The organism is Lactococcus garvieae subsp. garvieae, from assembly GCF_029024465.1.
Classification (GTDB): Bacteria; Bacillota; Bacilli; order Lactobacillales; family Streptococcaceae; genus Lactococcus; species Lactococcus garvieae.
Map to the genome: position 1 here is coordinate 971,248 of NZ_CP118950.1, position 16,963 is coordinate 988,210.

The following is a 16,963-nucleotide window of genomic DNA, read 5'->3' on the forward strand; positions in this document are numbered from 1 at the left end:
TGATATAATAGCAGTAAAAGTTTCAAAAGATCAATTCGAGAAAAAATAGAAATCTGGGAATAAAAATGAAGATTGCTTATCCTAAAATACTCTCAAGCTCACAAGTAAAACCCTATATTTTTCAAGCGCGGTTTGGCTTAGAAAGAGAAGGACACCGCGTGGATTCAGCGGGAAATTTAAGCCGCTTAAACCATCCAGCAGCACTTGGTCCTCGGAGATTCCACCCTTATCTTCAAACAGACTTTTCAGAAACCCAAATGGAAGCTATTACTCCAGTTTTTGATAATCCAAAGCAAGCCTTGCAATTTATGGAGGCTCTTCATGACGTGATGATCCGCTCTCTTGAACAAGAAGAACTTCTCTGGGCACAATCCATGCCTCCAGCCTTGCCGGAAAATGAATCAGAGATCCGTCTTGCAAATCTAGAAAAAACAGAAGATGTCCTTTATCGTGAAGGATTAGCGGAAAAATATGGCAAAAGAAAGCAAATGGTTTCGGGCATTCATTACAACTTTGAGTTCGGTGAGGATTTGCTAGAAGCGATGTGGCAGCAACAAGAAACGACAGATTTTAAAGCCTTCAAATCTGAAATTTATATGAAGCTCTCACGACAATATTTGCGCTATATGTGGCTTATTACTTATTGTTTAGGAGCGTCGCCACGTGCCAATACTGGATTTTTTACGGATCAAAATGAAAAAATACAAGAACCTGTACGTTCGATTAGAAATTCTAAATTTGGCTATCGGAACAGGCCTGAGATTTTCGTAAGCTATGAAAGTCTCCAACAATATTATGAGGACTTGCAAACTTACGTTAAAACGGGCGCCCTCTCTGAGATGAAGGAGTTTTATTCTGCTGTACGTTTACGTGGTGGAAAGCGGGCGGAAGAGTTGCTGGATGTGGGTATTCAGTATGTCGAGTTCCGAAACTTTGACTTGAATCCTTTTGTGCGGGTAGGGATGGATGAAGATACGGCTCGATTTATCCACCTTTTTACCCTTTATCTGATATATAAAGAGGAAGAAGAGACACCAGATGCTGCTCAAAGATTAGGGTATGAAATAAATGATGCTGTTGCCTTAGAAGATACTTTAGAAAAAACAGCTTATTATCATGAAGGGAAGCTTTTTTTCGATCAAATGCGCATTTTCGCCCAGAACTTAGACTTTGCCCAAGCTGATTTGGCGCTGATCGATAAGTTTGCTCAAATGTTGGAAAAACCTGAAACAACAATTGCTGGACAGATGGAGTTGGCTTACCGTCAAAATAAAGCTTTTGCTTTGGACTTGTCTCGCAAATACCGTCAACAATCCTATAAACGTCCTTTTCAGTTGGCAGGTTTCACGCATCTCGAACTTTCGACGCAAAACTTGCTTTTTGATGCCATTCAAAAAGGCTTAAAAGTTGAAGTTTTAGATGCACAAGATCAGATGGTTGCTTTAAGTTTTAAGTCTCATACAGAAATTATCGAAAAAGGAAACATGACTTCAAAAGATTCGATGGTGGCTTATGCGATCATGGAAAATAAAGTCATCACGAAAAAGCTGCTCGATCGGGCGCATTTAAAAACGCCACAGGGGCAAGAATTTAGCGATTTAGCAACTGCACAGGCTGCCTTTCCGCTTTTTAAATCCGCCGCAATTGTTGTCAAACCTAAATCAACGAACTATGGCTTAGGAATCTCTATATTTAAAAAACCAGCGACTCAAGAACAGTTTCATAAAGCTTTAGAAATTGCTTTCCAAGAAGATAAAGAAGTGCTTGTTGAACGTTTTGTTTCTGGTACAGAATACCGTTTCTTTGTGTTGGATGGCAAGACAAAAGCTGTTCTCCGACGTGATGCCGCACATGTTATTGGTGATGGAGTATCCACGATCAAGCAACTGGTCGCCCAGAAAAATGAGAACCCTCTACGTGGCCATGATCATCGTTTTCCTTTGGAAAAAATCCAGATCACTGCTACCGAAAAACTCATGCTGGAGGTCCAAGGTTATACGGAACAGAGTATACCTGCTAAAGACATAAAGGTAAATCTGCGAGAAAATTCTAATGTGTCGACAGGGGGAGACTCTATCGATGTCACGGACGAAATGCCCGAGGTCTATAAGGACATTGCTGAAAAAGCTGCTGAAGCTCTGCAAGTCAAGATTACAGGAGTGGATATATTGATTGAAGATCTCAATGATAGCTTGGGTGAAAAGTACAGTATTATTGAAGCTAACTTTAACCCTGCGATGCTTTTCCATCTCTATCCGCTGAAGGGTAAAGGGCGTCGGGTAACGATGGATGTCCTGCATTTCCTCTTCCCAGAAATCTTTGCCTAATAAATAAAGATCCTCTTATGAGTAGAGGATTTTTTTTGATTGTCCGGTATTTATGAACATTTAATATGAAAAAGTTGATAATAAATTTATACTTTTTTATTTTTGTGCAGAATATGATAGAATAGACTTAACAAATAGAATAGGATAAAAAGGCGGTTTCAAATTTTTGAATCTGTCTTTTTATCGGGTATTGGGGGAGAGTTATGAAAAACAAACAATGGATGATTAACCTAGCAATTTCAAACTTATTGCTTGTGTTCTTAGGTGTAGGTCTCGTTATTCCTGTTTTGCCACAACTGAAAGAGCAAATGCATTTTTCAGGAACAACAATGGGAATGATGATTTCGATTTTTGCTATTGCCCAATTGATTGCCTCTCCGATTGCTGGGCATTTATCGGATAAGGTTGGACGAAAAAAGCTCATTGCTTTGGGTATGATTATTTTCGCCTTTTCTGAACTTTTATTTGGTTTAGCACAAGTAAAAGCTCTTTTTTACGTGTCACGCGCTTTGGGAGGCATTGCAGCTGCTTTATTGATGCCTTCTGTTACAGCATATGTGGCAGATTTGACAACGTTAGGCGAACGTGCCAAAGCCATGGGTAAAGTTTCAGCAGCAATCAGTGGGGGCTTTATCATCGGGCCTGGTGTCGGAGGATTTTTAGCGACTTTTGGTATAAGGGTTCCTTTTTTTGTGGCTGCACTTTTAGCCTTTATCGGATTTATTTTGAGCATGACTGTGCTAAAAGAGCCAGAAAAAACAATGGATATTAATCCAGATACTCCAAAAGCATCTTTCTTGGATATTCTCAAAAATCCAATGTTCACATCTCTTTTTGTCGTTATTTTGATTTCTTCGTTTGGCCTGCAAGCCTTTGAATCAATTTATAGCATCATGGCGACAATCAATTTTGGCTTTACTACAAGTGAAATTGCTTTAGTAATTACAGTAAGTGGTATTATTGCCCTTTTCTTCCAACTTTTCCTTTTCGACTGGATTGTTGGAAAGATTGGTGAAATGCATTTGATTCATTTGACCTTCTTTGCAAGTGCGCTCTTTATTGCTATTATTGCCTTCACAGGTAATCGCATTACTGTTGCTATTTCGACATTTGTTGTTTTCCTCGCCTTTGATTTGTTTAGACCAGCGGTAACCACTTACTTATCAAAACACGCAGGAGATCAACAAGGAGCGATCAATGGCTTAAATTCGACCTTTACAAGTTTTGGTAATATTTTAGGCCCATTGGCTGCGGGAGTAATGTTTGATATCAATCATTTCTTCCCTTACTATATTTCTGCGGTTATCTTGTTTGGTACCGGTGTATTGTCAATGCTTATGAACCGTAAATCGAAAAAAATGAAAATTTAAAAAAGAGTTCTTTAAGAAGAACTCTTTTTTATTTGTCACTTAACAAAGCTTACCAAGTAAAGTAACGAATCAGTTTGAAGATACCTAGAATCAGGACAACGACACCGAGAAGTGTCCAAAGTGCCATTGCACCCCATAAAGGTGTGAGCAAGAGCATGAAGCCTGCTACGACACTGAGAAGTCCTGAAAGAATTGTCCAAGGCTTAGAGGGAGAATATGGAACAAAGCCAAAGGAAACAAAGCCTTCAGTAATCCATGTGAAACCAACTAAAATACCAATGATGATAAACAAAGTAGCTGTTGCAGCTGCTAAGTTAATCAAGGAGAAAATTCCCGCAACCAAGTAAACCGTACCTAAAAGAAGATGCCCAAAGCGTGACCATGGATTTTCATTCATTAAGGCAAAGATAGAAACAAGATAAGAAACCCCAATTAAAATGAAGGAAATACCTATCAAAACTGTTCCAACTTGTGCTGTACGTCCAGGCCAAAACAAAATGAGTAAGCCAATAAGTGTGGAAATAAGACCATTAATTCCGACGTTGTTACGTAATTTTTTCGAAAAGTTTTCAGAAAACATATTTAATACCCCTTTCTTTTCTGATAATTTAATTATAACTTATTTTGGAGAGAAGTGCCCGTAATTCATTTGGCTAGTTATTATAATTGACATTCTGAAAAAGGACATTTATACTTAAGGTAAAATGAGAATCGAAGGAGAAAAAAATGCAAATATCAAGTCGCTTTACGATTGCACTTCATATTTTTGCCTGTATCCATACCTTTGAAGGAGAACACAAGATTACGAGTGATTTTTTAGCCACAAGTATTAATGTAAACCCCGTAATTATTCGAAGAGTATTACAGCAATTGAAAGCTAATGAATTGGTGCATGTTGTGCGCGGAAGCGGTGGAGCTGCAATCGCCAAACCAGTTGAAGACATTAGTTTATTTGATATTTATAATGCGGTTGAGGTCATTAATAAAAAAGGCTTGTTCCATTTTCACGAACATCCTAGTCCAGACTGTTCTGTCGGCAAAAATATCCATCAGGTGCTTGATGGTAAGCTTGATTTAATTCAAAAAGCGATGGAAGACCAAATGAAGGCGATGAGTTTACAAGAAGTCATTACCGATATTGATCATTATGTGGCAATAAATCCTTAAGAAACCAAATCGTTGACATTTATTAAAAGCTTATGTAGAATTAGTTGTAACAAAAATTATTACAACGAAAAAGACATGGAGGTCTAATATGAAATTAGCAGTAGTAGCAGCAAATGGTAAAGCCGGTCGTCTTATTGTACAAGAAGCAGTAGATAGAGGGTTGGATGTAACAGCGATTGTACGAAGCGAAAACAAAACAGTAGCTCCGTCTTCTATTCAGAAAGATTTATTTGATTTAACCAAAGAAGACATCAAGGATTTTGATGTTCTTATCGATGTTTTTGGAACATGGGCAGAAGATAGCTTGGAGCAACATACCACTTCCATCCAACATCTTGCTGATCTTGTTGAAGGTACAGATAAACGCTTGTTGATTGTTGGTGGTGCTGGAAGTCTTTATCTTAATCCAGAACATGATTTAGCACTTTATCAATCAGAAGGCTTCCCAGATGCTTTCAAACCATTGGCAACAGCTATGTCTGATTCATTAGCTGCATTGAGAAAACGTCATGATGTTAAATGGACTTATGTAAGCCCTGCAGCTGATTTCCAAGCAGAGGGTGAAAAAACAGGTGACTATGTGGTTGCGGGCGAAGAATTTACGGTTAATGACAAAGGGGAAAGTGTGATTAGCTATGCAGACTATGCGAAAGCGATGATTAATATTGCGTTGGAAGGAAATTATGTCGGACAACGTATCAGTGTTTTCCAAAAATGATAAAAATAAGAGGGATTTTCTTGAAAAATTCCTCTTATTTTTATATGAAAATTTATGAGCAAATAGTTTGACCTTTACTGACCAAAAGAGTATAATTAAGAGGTAGTAAGAAAAATGAGAAAAATACTACATTACTATGAAATGAATCGAGGTGCATTATGGACATCGAAAAAATGACAACAAGTATGCAAAAATCGCTTTATGAAGCGCAACAAATTGCGCAGACTCGCCATCATCAAGCGATTGAAATTCCACATTTATGGCGAATATTTGTACAACCGAACAGTTTTGCCTTTAATTTTTACAAAGATTCAGAAATTAACATTGAAGAATTTACGAAAGTTATTGAAAAAGAAATAGACAAAATTTCTTCTGTTGAGGGAAGTAATATTACCTATGGTCAAAATATTAGTGCAGATCTTTTTAATCTGTTCAATGCAGCAGATAAGATTGCCAAAGATCGGGGTGATGAATATCTCTCCACTGAAATTGTACTCTTGGCCCTTTTTGAGTTAAAGAAAAATCCTTTAACAGAATATCTGGTGAGCCAGGGAATGAATAAAGAAAAAACAAAATTAGCAATTGAAAACCTACGAGGAGGTGATAAAGTGACAAATCAAAATGCTGAAGATACATATAAAGCACTTGAAAAATACGGTGTTGACCTTGTAGCTCAAGTGAAATCAGGAAAACAAGATCCGGTAATCGGCCGTGATGAAGAAATTCGTGACATCATTCGTGTCTTATCACGTAAAACAAAAAATAACCCCGTTCTGATTGGTGAACCTGGTGTGGGTAAAACAGCCATTGTTGAAGGACTTGCGCAACGTATCGTCCGTAAAGATGTGCCTGAAAATCTAAAAGATAAAACGGTATTCTCTTTAGACATGGGTGCACTTATTGCAGGGGCTAAATACCGCGGGGAGTTTGAAGAACGTCTGAAAGCTGTACTCAATGAAGTTAAAAAGTCTGACGGACAAATCATTCTCTTTATTGATGAGTTACACACGATCGTCGGTGCGGGTAAGACGGAAGGTTCAATGGATGCTGGTAATCTTTTGAAACCGATGCTTGCACGTGGTGAATTGCATTTAATCGGTGCAACAACTCTGGACGAGTACCGTAAATATATGGAAACAGACAAAGCTTTGGAACGTCGTTTCCAAAAAGTTCTAGTAACTGAACCAACAGTTGAAGATACTATTTCCATTTTGCGTGGTTTGAAAGAACGTTTTGAAATTCACCATGGTGTAACAATCCACGATAACGCATTGGTGGCAGCAGCAACACTTTCTGATCGTTACATTACAGATCGTTTCTTGCCGGATAAAGCGATTGATTTGGTTGATGAGGCCAGCGCCACAATTCGTGTTGAAATGAATTCCTTGCCAACGGAACTCGACCAAGCAAACCGTCGCTTGATGCAGTTGGAAATCGAAGAAGCAGCCCTCAAAAAAGAACGTGATGATGCTTCTAAGAAACGTTTAAATATCATTCGTGAAGAAATTGCAGAACTTCGTGAAGAAAACAATCAACTTAAAGCCCAATGGGAAGCTGAAAAGAAAGAAGTGGGCAATATTTCTGATAAAAGGAATGAATTGGAACGTGCACGCCATGAATTAGAAGAAGCCCAAAATGAAGGTGACTTTGAAAAAGCTGCAGCCTTACGTTATGGTAAAATTCCAGAAATTGAACAAGCGCTGAAAGAACTCGAAAGTAAAGCAAAATCAGATGATCTCAGCCTTGTTCAAGAATCAGTCACTGAGGAACAAATTGCCGAAGTTGTTGGTCGTATGACAGGTATTCCTGTAACAAAACTGGTAGAAGGTGAGCGTGAAAAACTCCTTCATTTACCAGAAACACTTCATCAACGTGTAGTAGGGCAAGATGAAGCGGTCGAAGCTGTGTCTGATGCTATTATTCGTGCTCGTGCAGGTATCCAAGACCCCAACCGTCCTTTAGGTTCCTTCCTTTTCTTAGGTCCTACAGGTGTTGGTAAGACAGAGTTAGCTAAAGCATTGGCTGAAAATCTATTTGACTCCGAAGAACATATGGTTCGTATTGACATGAGTGAATACATGGAAAAACATAGTGTATCCCGTCTTGTCGGAGCTCCTCCAGGATATGTTGGTTATGATGAGGGAGGTCAACTGACTGAAGCTGTACGTCGTAACCCATATACGATTATTTTGTTGGATGAAATTGAAAAAGCCCACCCAGATGTCTTCAATATCTTGTTGCAAGTTTTGGATGATGGTCGTTTAACCGATTCGAAAGGTGTTTTAGTCGACTTCAAGAATACTGTTTTGATTATGACTTCAAATGTTGGTTCACAATATTTGCTGGATAATGTCGATGATCAAGGTGAAATATCTGAAGAAACAACTGAGGAAGTGATGAAACAATTGCGGATGCATTTCAAACCAGAATTCCTCAACCGTATTGATGATACTATTCTCTTCAAACCATTGTCATTGAATAATATTAAAAACATTATTGTGAAGATGACGGGGCAATTGACACAACGTCTTGAAGAAATGTCTGTAGAACTAGAACTCAGTGAAGAAGTCAAAGCATGGATTGCAGAAAATGCTTATGAACCAGCTTATGGTGCACGTCCATTAAAACGTTATTTGACAAAAGTTATTGAAAATCCACTTGCTAAATTGATTATTGCAGGAAAGATTCCACCAAAAACTAAAGTTCTTGTCAAACTCGTCGACAATAAAATTGACTTTGATATCTTACCCATTGAAGAATAATTGAAAAAATAGAAAAGCCCGTATTCTTTCGGGCTTTTTGTATATAAAAATAGTCTTTTGTCGAAATTTACAGATAATTCTTGACAACTTATAGCTTTTAGATGTAAAATATAAACACGATATATAGGAGGAGTCAATCATGGAAAAAACTTTCTTTATTATTAAACCTGACGGCGTTCAACGTGGTCTTGTAGGTGAAATATTGAAACGAATCGAGCAGCGTGGTTTTCAGCTAGAGAAACTAGAACGACGTTCTGCTCCAAATGGAGACTTGATTGACAAGCACTACGAAGCATTAGTGGATAAAGATTTTTATCCTAACATTCGTAGTTATATGACTTCTGGACCAGTAGTTATTGGTGTAATATCTGGTGTAGAAGCTATTTCTTGCTGGCGCACAATGATGGGGACAACTAATCCTAGTCAAGCTCAACCAGGGACTATTCGTGGAGATTTTGCTCAATCGCCTGAAAAAGGTAAAGCTATTAAAAATATTGTCCATGGATCAGACTCACCAGAATCTGCAGAGCGAGAAATAGCGCTTTGGTTTACATAAACAGAACGAACATTAAGGACAAAGGCTTTCCCACGAGGTTTGAGCAACAGAGCTCCCAACCACTCAAGGAAAGTCTTTTTTTGTTTGCTATTTTTATTAAAGGAGGAGAATATGAAAGAATTTTGGGGGCTTCATCCAACCATTAAAATTAGGTTGGTGATGAACTTTTTAGGAGCGCTTTGCTTTAGTACAGTGGGTGGCTCCATGACGATTTACTATAATAAGTATATGGGTGCGGGTGTCACAGGCCTCTTGCTTATCGTGAGTTCTATTATGGTATTTTTGGTTGGTCTTTATGCGGGACATTTGACAGATTTAAAAGGCCGTCGGCCTGTCATGCTCTTTTCAACCGCAGTTACGGCAGTTGGAGCAGCACTAGCCACCTTTTCTAACTCAGAGTTTTATTTTAACCCTTGGACAACCTTTTTCGGATTTTTAATCGTGAATTTTGGTTTTGGCTTTTTTAATACAGCCAGTCAAGCAATGATTGTTGATTTAACAACAAGTGAAAACCGGAGAACAGTCTACAGTATTCAATACTGGATTATCAATTTTGCTATTATGATTGGTTCAGGACTTTCAGGCTGGTTTTTCCGTGATTATTTGGTCTGGCTTTTGCTGGTCATCACTCTTGAAGAAATTCTGAGCTTTGTCGTTGTTTTATTTTGGATTGACGAATCTTTTGACCCACATCAAGAGCATCAAAAGAAAGCCCCAAATATTATAAAAGCTTATTTCTTTGTGGCTAAAGACAGCATCTTTATGTCTTATCTGTTTGCTTCGGTTTTTATTGCGATGATTTTTAATCAAATCGACTATTACTTGCCGGTGCATCTAAGCGACAGTTTCTCAACGACCCGAATTTTAGGTTTGGAAGTTTATGGGCAACGGATGTTAACACTTTTCCTATTGATCAATACTTTGATTATTGTACTCTTTATGAGTAAAATGAATCAACTGACTAAAAACTGGTCGCGGAGTACAGGTATTACTTTAGGAATTTTTCTCCAAGGTTTAGGCTTTATTATTGCCTTTTTAGGCCACAATTTAAGCTGGGAAGTTACAGCAGCTGTAGTTGCTACTTTGGGCGAAATGATTCTTGTGCCCTTCTCTCAAGCTTTGAGAGCCGATCTGATGGAAGGAGAACATGTGGGGACTTATACGGGCGCCTTTTCAGTTACTCAGCCAGTCGCTTCTGTACTCTCAGGTGTTTTGGTTTCAATGTCAGCAATTTATGGGAATATTGGCATGGCTATATTTATGGGAATAATTATCTTTTTAAGTATCCTCCCCTCACTGCGAGCTATTCGAATGCATGAAGCCTTATAGATTTTTAAAATTGTCCATGTTATAATAGAAATAAAGGAGTAAAAATAATGTCAAAAGGAATTATTGCTCAAAAAATTGTTTCAACCCATGTAAACTAATAAAATATAATTTACATGGGAGAATAACAAGTGAAAGAAAACAAATATAATAATCAAGAATTTTTTTCCAAATACGCTCAAATGGAGCGTTCAAAATCAGGGTTAGAAGCTGCTGGAGAATGGTCAGAGCTACGAAAGATTTTACCTGACTTTCAGAACAAGAAAGTTTTGGACCTTGGCTGTGGATACGGTTGGCACTGCAAATATGCTGTTGACAATGGAGCGTCTTATGTCCTCGGCACAGATATTTCGAGTAAAATGTTAGAACACGCGGCAAGTAAAAACTCAGATGAGAAAATAAGTTATCAATGTATAGCTATGGAGGACTTACACCTTGAACCGGCTTCCTTTGATGTGGTTCTGAGCTCATTGGCATTACATTACATTGAAGATTTAACTCCGCTTTTTTCTAACATATATACGTGCTTAACTACCGGTGGTCAATTTGTGTTTTCGGTAGAACATCCCCTTTTTACTGCATCGGGTCTGCAAGATTGGATTTATGATGCAAAAGGAGAAATAGAGCACTTTCCTGTAGACAATTATTTCTATGAGGGAAAACGTAAAGTGTCCTTCTTAGGAGAAGAAGTAACTAAATATCATCGGACTTTAACTACATATCTCACTACATTGCTACAACTTGGCTTTGAACTTCAGCATGTGATTGAACCACAGCCACCTAAACAAATGTTGGTATTTAAGGAAATGCGCGATGAGCTGAGACGGCCGATGATGCTGATCGTTTCTGCAAGGAAAAAATAAAGAAAAGCTAGGAAGAATTCTTCCTGGTTTTTTGATTTTCACACAGGAGTATTGGCTGTATGATTGAGTATATGGTATACTAAAGAAATAGAAAAAATTAGAAAAAGGTGTTTTATGTCAGCCGTTAGTTTCATAGCTGTAATGTTGATTGGGGTCATTGCGGCAAATGTAATCAAAGAATTTTTCCCCAAAATATCTGAAACCTTTATTTTGATTGGTGTAGGGATTCTTCTAAGTTTCTTACCCGAGTTTAGACACTTTGAATTAGAACCAGAGTTTTTCATGATGTTAATTATTGCGCCATTAATGTTTAATGAAGGCAGTAAAACATCTTTGAAAGAAGTGAGAAAAAATTTCAGAGGGATATTCTTTCTCTCTATTACTTTAGCCGTTGTAACTGTACTCTTTGTGGCCGCGTTGACCACAAAGATTATGGGCAGCTGGATTTTCCCCTTGGCAATATGTTTTGCTGCTATTGTTACGCCAACGGACTCTGTTGCTGTCAAATCCATTATTGCGGGTAAAAAAATGCCGCAAGGCGTGAATGAAGCTGTCGAGTTTGAATCTCTTTTCAATGATGCATCAGGCTTAGTTCTCTTGAGTTTGGGCCTTTCAGTGTTAGAAAGTGGGCATTTTAGTATTTGGAATGGACTTGGCCAGTTTGCTTTTGTTTCCATCGGGGGAATCCTTATTGGATTGATTGTTGGGGCTTTCTTAGTCCGTATTCGCATTGCGATTAACCTTCGTGCGACAAATCCAGAAGCAACGATTATTCCTATTTCTATTTTAACGCCCTTTGCTCTTTATTTACTCGCTGAGCATTTTGGAACCTCTGGAGTACTTGCAGTTGTCGCTGCAGGCTTAATCCATAACTTTGAAGGCGACATGCTTAAACTTACGTCAACCAATGTCCAACTCACCAATAATACCATCTGGGAAATATTGAGTGGTATTCTCAACAATTTTGTCTTTATTTTATTAGGAGTAAGTCTCTTTGGTATTTGGGATATCTTTAAATCATTGGGCTTAGTGGAAGCTGTAATACTGTTCTTCATTAGTGCTTTGGTTTACGTACTGATGTTATTTATACGGAAATTCTGGACCAATCAAAGAGGGAACCGTTCTATCGAACATTTCTTCTCAAATGATAAGAAGGAGCGCAGCAAAGATTCTACTATTTTTGCTCTATCAGGAGCACACGGAACAATGACATTGGCAATGGCTTTCTCTTTACCTCTGAATACTGCTATTTTGAGCACTGAAAATAGAGAAATTATTATTAGTATGGCAACGATTGTCATTTTGCTCAGTCTTATTGTACCGACCTTTATCTTGCCTAAGCTCTTGTCCCCAATGAAAGCTGCAAGTTCAGATAACATTGATAGTGTCCGAAATGACATGGTTGACTATGCTATTTTACATATGATGCAAGTGATAGAGGATAGTAAGGTTCGCAGTAGCTTAACAAAGCAATTGCAATCACAAAAAGGTTTGCAAATTCCCGATCATAATAGAAGTAGTCGGCTTTTAGAAAATATTGTGACTTGGCAAGAAACATTGCTGGATAGTTCCGATATTCAAGAAAACTTTTCACCAAAAGCGATTGAGTACTTCAGAATTTACTTGGAGAATAGCAGCAAGCGCGCGATGAGTAAAAAAATAAGAAGAATGTTTTCGAGAAGAAGACAATTACGCGGAGCTGATCAAAGTGAAATGCAAGAATTTATGGCCGTAAGGAATGATTTGGGACGTTTAGAGGAAGTTCTGTATGAAGCGACAATGGAAAAATTAAATCGTCTTGAAAAAGAACGCTTTGAGAAGAAGATTACTCATTTTAGTGACATTGAAGAAGTGAAGCGCGTCTTTGAAAACAGACATTACCGCATCCGTAATGAAATTCAAGAAGAAACAATCGTGCCTAATGAATTGCTTATTGAAGCTTTTCAACTCGAATATCAGTATGTACTGGACCAAGTTAAATCGGAAGCTATCTCGAAAGAAACAAGCAACAAACTCTTTAAAGAAATTAATAACGCACAAGTTTTACAACTGCAAAATCAATAAAAAAGCCGTAAGGCTTTTTTATAATAACTTTCGCTTAAGAAAACTACTGTAAAATGAAAGGTAAGACTTAAATATTAAATGGCTTGGTGGCAGACGGTCATGTATAAATTGCTCACAAATAAGGGGAGATTATGGTTTCAAGAAGCTCAAGAAGAAATAAAAAAGGAATTTTGAGAAAATTAATTGGTTTTCTTGTAGGACTTATTATTGTAGTCGCGCTTTTTGTTGGTGGGCTTGTTTTGCTCGGCCGTTATGCTATTAATAATAATACAGATAATCTTCTGTCGAAAGTTATTCCTTATTCAGAAAGTTTGACCGATGCTTCAGGAAATATTGCTCCGGCAAGTCCAGAAGCAATTGTCTCAACATTGAATCAAAATGCCAGCACTATTGTGAGTCGTTCGCAAGGCTTTATTGATTCGGCCCAAGCCACAACAGATGGACAGACGGTAAAATATACCCTAAGTTCTTCTAAAATGAATGGCTTTCTATCTCACAGTATCTTAGCAACCAATGGTGATCAGATAGAAAAAGTTGCCGATAAAGTGTTGGAGTCTATGAAAGCCTCTGGAGTAAATCAACCTCAACTTGTTGTGAATCTTACAGATGACCAAGGGAAAACAATTCAAACTATTGATTACAGATAAATAGAGGATAAAGTTTCTTGACCTGAGCAAGAGGCTTTTTTCTCTCTTAAATTTTATGTTATAATGAGAAAAAATGAGAAAGTAGGCCCCAATTTATGGAATATCAATTGAGCTCGACGTCAGCTTTTCCCCTTGTACATGTGACCTTGCAAGACAAGGAAGAAATTCAGATTGAGTCGGGAGCTATGGTTTATCACAATTCTTCAGTCACACTCGAAGGAAAGATGAACAGCAATGGAAGAGGTGGTATTGGTGGCGCCTTGAAAGCCCTTGGGCGTTCAATAACGAGTGGTGAAAGCTTCTTTATCACGAAGGTCAAATCAAGCCGTGCTAATGGTCAAATCACTTTGGCTCCAGCGACTCCTGGTGCTGTAAAAGAACTTACTATTGGTCAAGAACAATGGCGTTTGAATACTGGAGCTTTCCTTGCAAGTGATGGCGATGTGCACTATACAATGGAACGACAAAAACTAAGTGGCGCTCTTCTTGGTGGAACAGGGGGTCTCTATGTTATGGAGACACAAGGGAGTGGCCGCATGTTAGTTAATGGTTATGGTGATATTGTTGAAATTGAATTAGACGGCACAGAAGAATACATCGTGGATAACCATCATGTCCTTGCATGGAGTAAAACGCTTGATTATTCAATCGAAGTCGCTTCTGGAACTTTCGGCTTTAAAACTGGTGAAGGACTTGTCAACAAATTTAAAGGCCGTGGAAAAATCATGATTCAAAGCCGTAATATGGAGGCTTTTGCTGAATCAATCATTCCTTTTTTACCAAGTAACGGCTAAATAAAAAAAGCTATCGATGATAGCTTTTTTGTGTTTATGAATCAGATAGTTTTTGATTAAGCAGGGAAAGTTTTCTGTTGCCGCGGTAGAGTTCAAATATAGTCCAAATGAGTAACGCAAGAACTAAAACAATAAGAAGAAATGCTGTTCCATCTGCAAGGTAGGCAAGATTCTTAGGGAATAGACTTTCAATTTGGTCTGGTAGGCCAATAAGGTTAAGATAAGTCAAGGCAATGACAGAGAACCACCCAAAGAGTTGAACAATCCAATTGTTTTTAAATTTCCCCATTTCATTTTTACTATTTGTAAGCATGAGCAGAGGGATAATGGAGAAAGGCAGCGCAAAAGCAAGAAAGACTTGCGAATTATTCATGAGGTTGTTAATGGCTTCATGCTGTGCTTTTAGACTGTATCCCCGCGTCATCGTAACACAAATCAAGACAGGAACAACAGAGAGCAAGCGCGTGATGAGACGACGCGCCCACATTGGCATGCGCATATGGATAAACCCTTCCATGATGATTTGTCCTGTTAAAGTCCCCGTGATAGTCGAATTTTGCCCGGAAGCCAGTAAAGCTACGGCAAATAAGGTAGATAAAGCGCCTGTTTTAGCAACATCCGCAAGTACACCATTGCTTAATAAATCTGGTGTCGAAAGGGCATCGTAAAGACCGAAAAATGAGGGGTCGTCAATGACGCCGGTCTTAAATACCGCAACACCCATAATGAGCAAAAGCGAATTTACAACAAAAGCTAAACTTAATTGGATATTGGAATCCCAAGTTGAAAAACGAACAGCTCGCGCAATATCTTTATCGTCACTGTGGTCAATTTTACGGCTTTGTGAAATTGAAGAATGAAGATAAAGATTGTGTGGCATTACAGTTGCCCCAATGATACCAAGAGCACCAGTTAAAGGTGTCATTCCTGCAATAGAAGGAGAAGTAGCAAAGGTTCGTGTATTTGGAATAAAACCTTCCACAATTCCTTTCCAGTCGGGATTAGACAAGGCAACTTGATAGCTGAAAATAAATAAAATCACTAATATGAGACAGACAACAAGTGCTTCAATCTTCCTAAAGCCTACTTTTGTGAGGAGTAAGAGTAAAAAGACATCAAAAACCGTGATAAAGACCGCTAGAATAAGCGGAATATCGAAAAGCAGGTAAAGAGCAATTGCTGCACCAATAACCTCCGCAATGTCTGTCGCCATAATCGCAAGCTCTGTAAGCACCCATAGGATGATGCCCAAAGTTTTGCTGGTTCGTGCCCGGATAGCTTGGGCAAGGTCCATCTGGCTAACAATCCCAAGTTTTGCTGACATGTACTGAAGGAGCATGGCAATTAAGCTCGACATCAAAATGACAGAGATTAATAAATATTGAAAATTTTGTCCACCTGTGATTGAGGTAGACCAGTTTCCTGGATCCATGTAACCCACAGCAACTAAAGCTCCAGGTCCTGAATACGCAAGAAGTGTTCTAAAAAATTTACCGTCTTTTGGAACTTTTACTGTTCCATTAATCTCTTGAAGAGACTTTCCGTTTGTATGATAAATCAACTTATGAGGTTGATTTTTAAGATCATTCATTTTTACCTTCTCTAAGTTGAACCATGTTCAACATTGTTTTTTAATGCTACCGTTAATATAAGAGAAAATGTTTAAGGATTTTCGTTTTCTAAAGCAGAAGCAACGGTTCCAGTTCTTTGCATAAGTAAGATCTTTTCTTGTAAAAATTGAGGAATAACAGAAACCTGGCCATTATCCTCTTTCAGAATAATTGACCCATCCTGAAGCCGCTCAATAATCCGAATAAAATGCGGTGTATTAATATTTAACTTTTCAAAGAAGTCCTGTGCTTCCTCATTTAAAGTTGTGATATAGTAACTTTTACTTTCCTCCGCTTGATTTAGTGGAATTTCTACTTTATTTTTTTTCCAAAAAACTTCCGAAGGAATGGTTGAACCATGCGGATCAACAGCAGGATAATCTAATAAAGCGTAAAGGTATTCAACAAGTTTCGGCGAAGAGGCATGTTCCAAATTTTCAGCTTCTTCATGAACTTCCTCTGTAGAATAGCCAAGTTTGTCTACTAAAAAACTTTCCCACACCCGATGACTTTTAATAATAAAGCGTGCTTGAACATTACCTTGCTCTGATAAATTTACACCACGATAGGGAGCATAGTCCACAAGTTGTTTTTTTGCTAATCTTTTAATCATTTCAGTGGCGCTAGGCGCAGCGACAGATAATTTTTTTGCAATAAGTTGTATACTGACAGCTGAATCATCTCCCGCACGCTCCAAGGTATAAATAGCCTTAAGATAATCCTGCTCATTTTTTGTTAGTTTTAACACCTGAGTTTCTC

14 protein-coding genes are annotated in these 16,963 nt (G+C 38.2%); 11 read left to right on the forward strand and 3 right to left on the reverse strand.

The genetic code is table 11. The features are described 5' to 3' along the window. Positions 1 to 65 precede the first annotated feature (65 nt). Positions 66 to 2,327 carry a bifunctional glutamate--cysteine ligase GshA/glutathione synthetase GshB gene (gene gshAB / locus PYW30_RS04850; protein ID WP_042217835.1) on the forward strand — a complete coding sequence of 754 codons (2,262 nt, stop codon included), beginning with the start codon at positions 66 to 68 and terminating at the stop codon, positions 2,325 to 2,327. Positions 2,328 to 2,530: 203 nt separating this feature from the next. Further along, positions 2,531 to 3,697, forward strand: a complete 1,167-nt coding sequence (locus tag PYW30_RS04855; RefSeq protein WP_014024732.1) for an MFS transporter — start codon at positions 2,531 to 2,533, stop codon at positions 3,695 to 3,697. A 49-nt stretch (positions 3,698 to 3,746) separates the two neighbouring features. Here PYW30_RS04855 and PYW30_RS04860 read toward each other — a convergent pair whose 3' ends face one another. After that, positions 3,747 to 4,277, reverse strand: a complete 531-nt coding sequence (locus PYW30_RS04860) for an HdeD family acid-resistance protein (protein WP_014024733.1) — start codon at positions 4,275 to 4,277, stop codon at positions 3,747 to 3,749. A 146-nt stretch (positions 4,278 to 4,423) separates the two neighbouring features. Between PYW30_RS04860 and PYW30_RS04865 the strand changes: the two genes are divergently transcribed. The 9 genes from PYW30_RS04865 to PYW30_RS04905 all read left to right on the forward strand — a co-directional run bounded on the left by PYW30_RS04865 (position 4,424) and on the right by PYW30_RS04905 (position 14,594). After that, positions 4,424 to 4,864 carry an Rrf2 family transcriptional regulator gene (locus tag PYW30_RS04865; protein WP_004257440.1) on the forward strand — a complete coding sequence of 147 codons (441 nt, stop codon included), beginning with the start codon at positions 4,424 to 4,426 and terminating at the stop codon, positions 4,862 to 4,864. Between the two features lie 88 nt (positions 4,865 to 4,952). After that, positions 4,953 to 5,582, forward strand: a complete 630-nt coding sequence (locus tag PYW30_RS04870; protein ID WP_042217831.1) for an SDR family oxidoreductase — start codon at positions 4,953 to 4,955, stop codon at positions 5,580 to 5,582. 158 nt (positions 5,583 to 5,740) lie between these two features. Next, complete coding sequence (gene clpB / locus PYW30_RS04875) at positions 5,741 to 8,344, forward strand: ATP-dependent chaperone ClpB (protein ID WP_042217829.1); 2,604 nt, start codon at positions 5,741 to 5,743, stop codon at positions 8,342 to 8,344. Between the two features lie 139 nt (positions 8,345 to 8,483). Continuing rightward, a complete protein-coding gene (gene ndk, locus PYW30_RS04880; RefSeq protein WP_042217826.1) occupies positions 8,484 to 8,900 on the forward strand; it encodes a nucleoside-diphosphate kinase in 417 nt (138 codons plus the stop codon). A 111-nt stretch (positions 8,901 to 9,011) separates the two neighbouring features. Continuing rightward, positions 9,012 to 10,229 (forward strand): MDR family MFS transporter, encoded by a 1,218-nt coding sequence (locus PYW30_RS04885; protein WP_004257426.1) that lies wholly within the window; start codon positions 9,012 to 9,014, stop codon positions 10,227 to 10,229. Positions 10,230 to 10,357: 128 nt separating this feature from the next. Then, a complete protein-coding gene (locus tag PYW30_RS04890) occupies positions 10,358 to 11,089 on the forward strand; it encodes a class I SAM-dependent methyltransferase (protein ID WP_042217824.1) in 732 nt (243 codons plus the stop codon). Between the two features lie 114 nt (positions 11,090 to 11,203). Continuing rightward, a complete protein-coding gene (locus tag PYW30_RS04895; protein ID WP_042217822.1) occupies positions 11,204 to 13,153 on the forward strand; it encodes a cation:proton antiporter in 1,950 nt (649 codons plus the stop codon). Positions 13,154 to 13,284: 131 nt separating this feature from the next. Then, positions 13,285 to 13,800 (forward strand): hypothetical protein, encoded by a 516-nt coding sequence (locus PYW30_RS04900; RefSeq protein ID WP_023888965.1) that lies wholly within the window; start codon positions 13,285 to 13,287, stop codon positions 13,798 to 13,800. 95 nt (positions 13,801 to 13,895) lie between these two features. Further along, positions 13,896 to 14,594 (forward strand): TIGR00266 family protein, encoded by a 699-nt coding sequence (locus PYW30_RS04905; RefSeq protein ID WP_042217819.1) that lies wholly within the window; start codon positions 13,896 to 13,898, stop codon positions 14,592 to 14,594. Between the two features lie 34 nt (positions 14,595 to 14,628). Here the strand turns inward: PYW30_RS04905 and PYW30_RS04910 are convergent, their stop codons facing one another. Then, on the reverse strand, positions 14,629 to 16,185 hold the full coding sequence (locus PYW30_RS04910) for an Nramp family divalent metal transporter (protein WP_004257406.1): 1,557 nt from the start codon (positions 16,183 to 16,185) through the stop codon (positions 14,629 to 14,631). Positions 16,186 to 16,256: 71 nt separating this feature from the next. Further along, positions 16,257 to 16,952, reverse strand: coding sequence for a metal-dependent transcriptional regulator (locus PYW30_RS04915; protein ID WP_014024741.1), 696 nt, complete (start codon positions 16,950 to 16,952; stop codon positions 16,257 to 16,259). Positions 16,953 to 16,963: the final 11 nt, after the last annotated feature.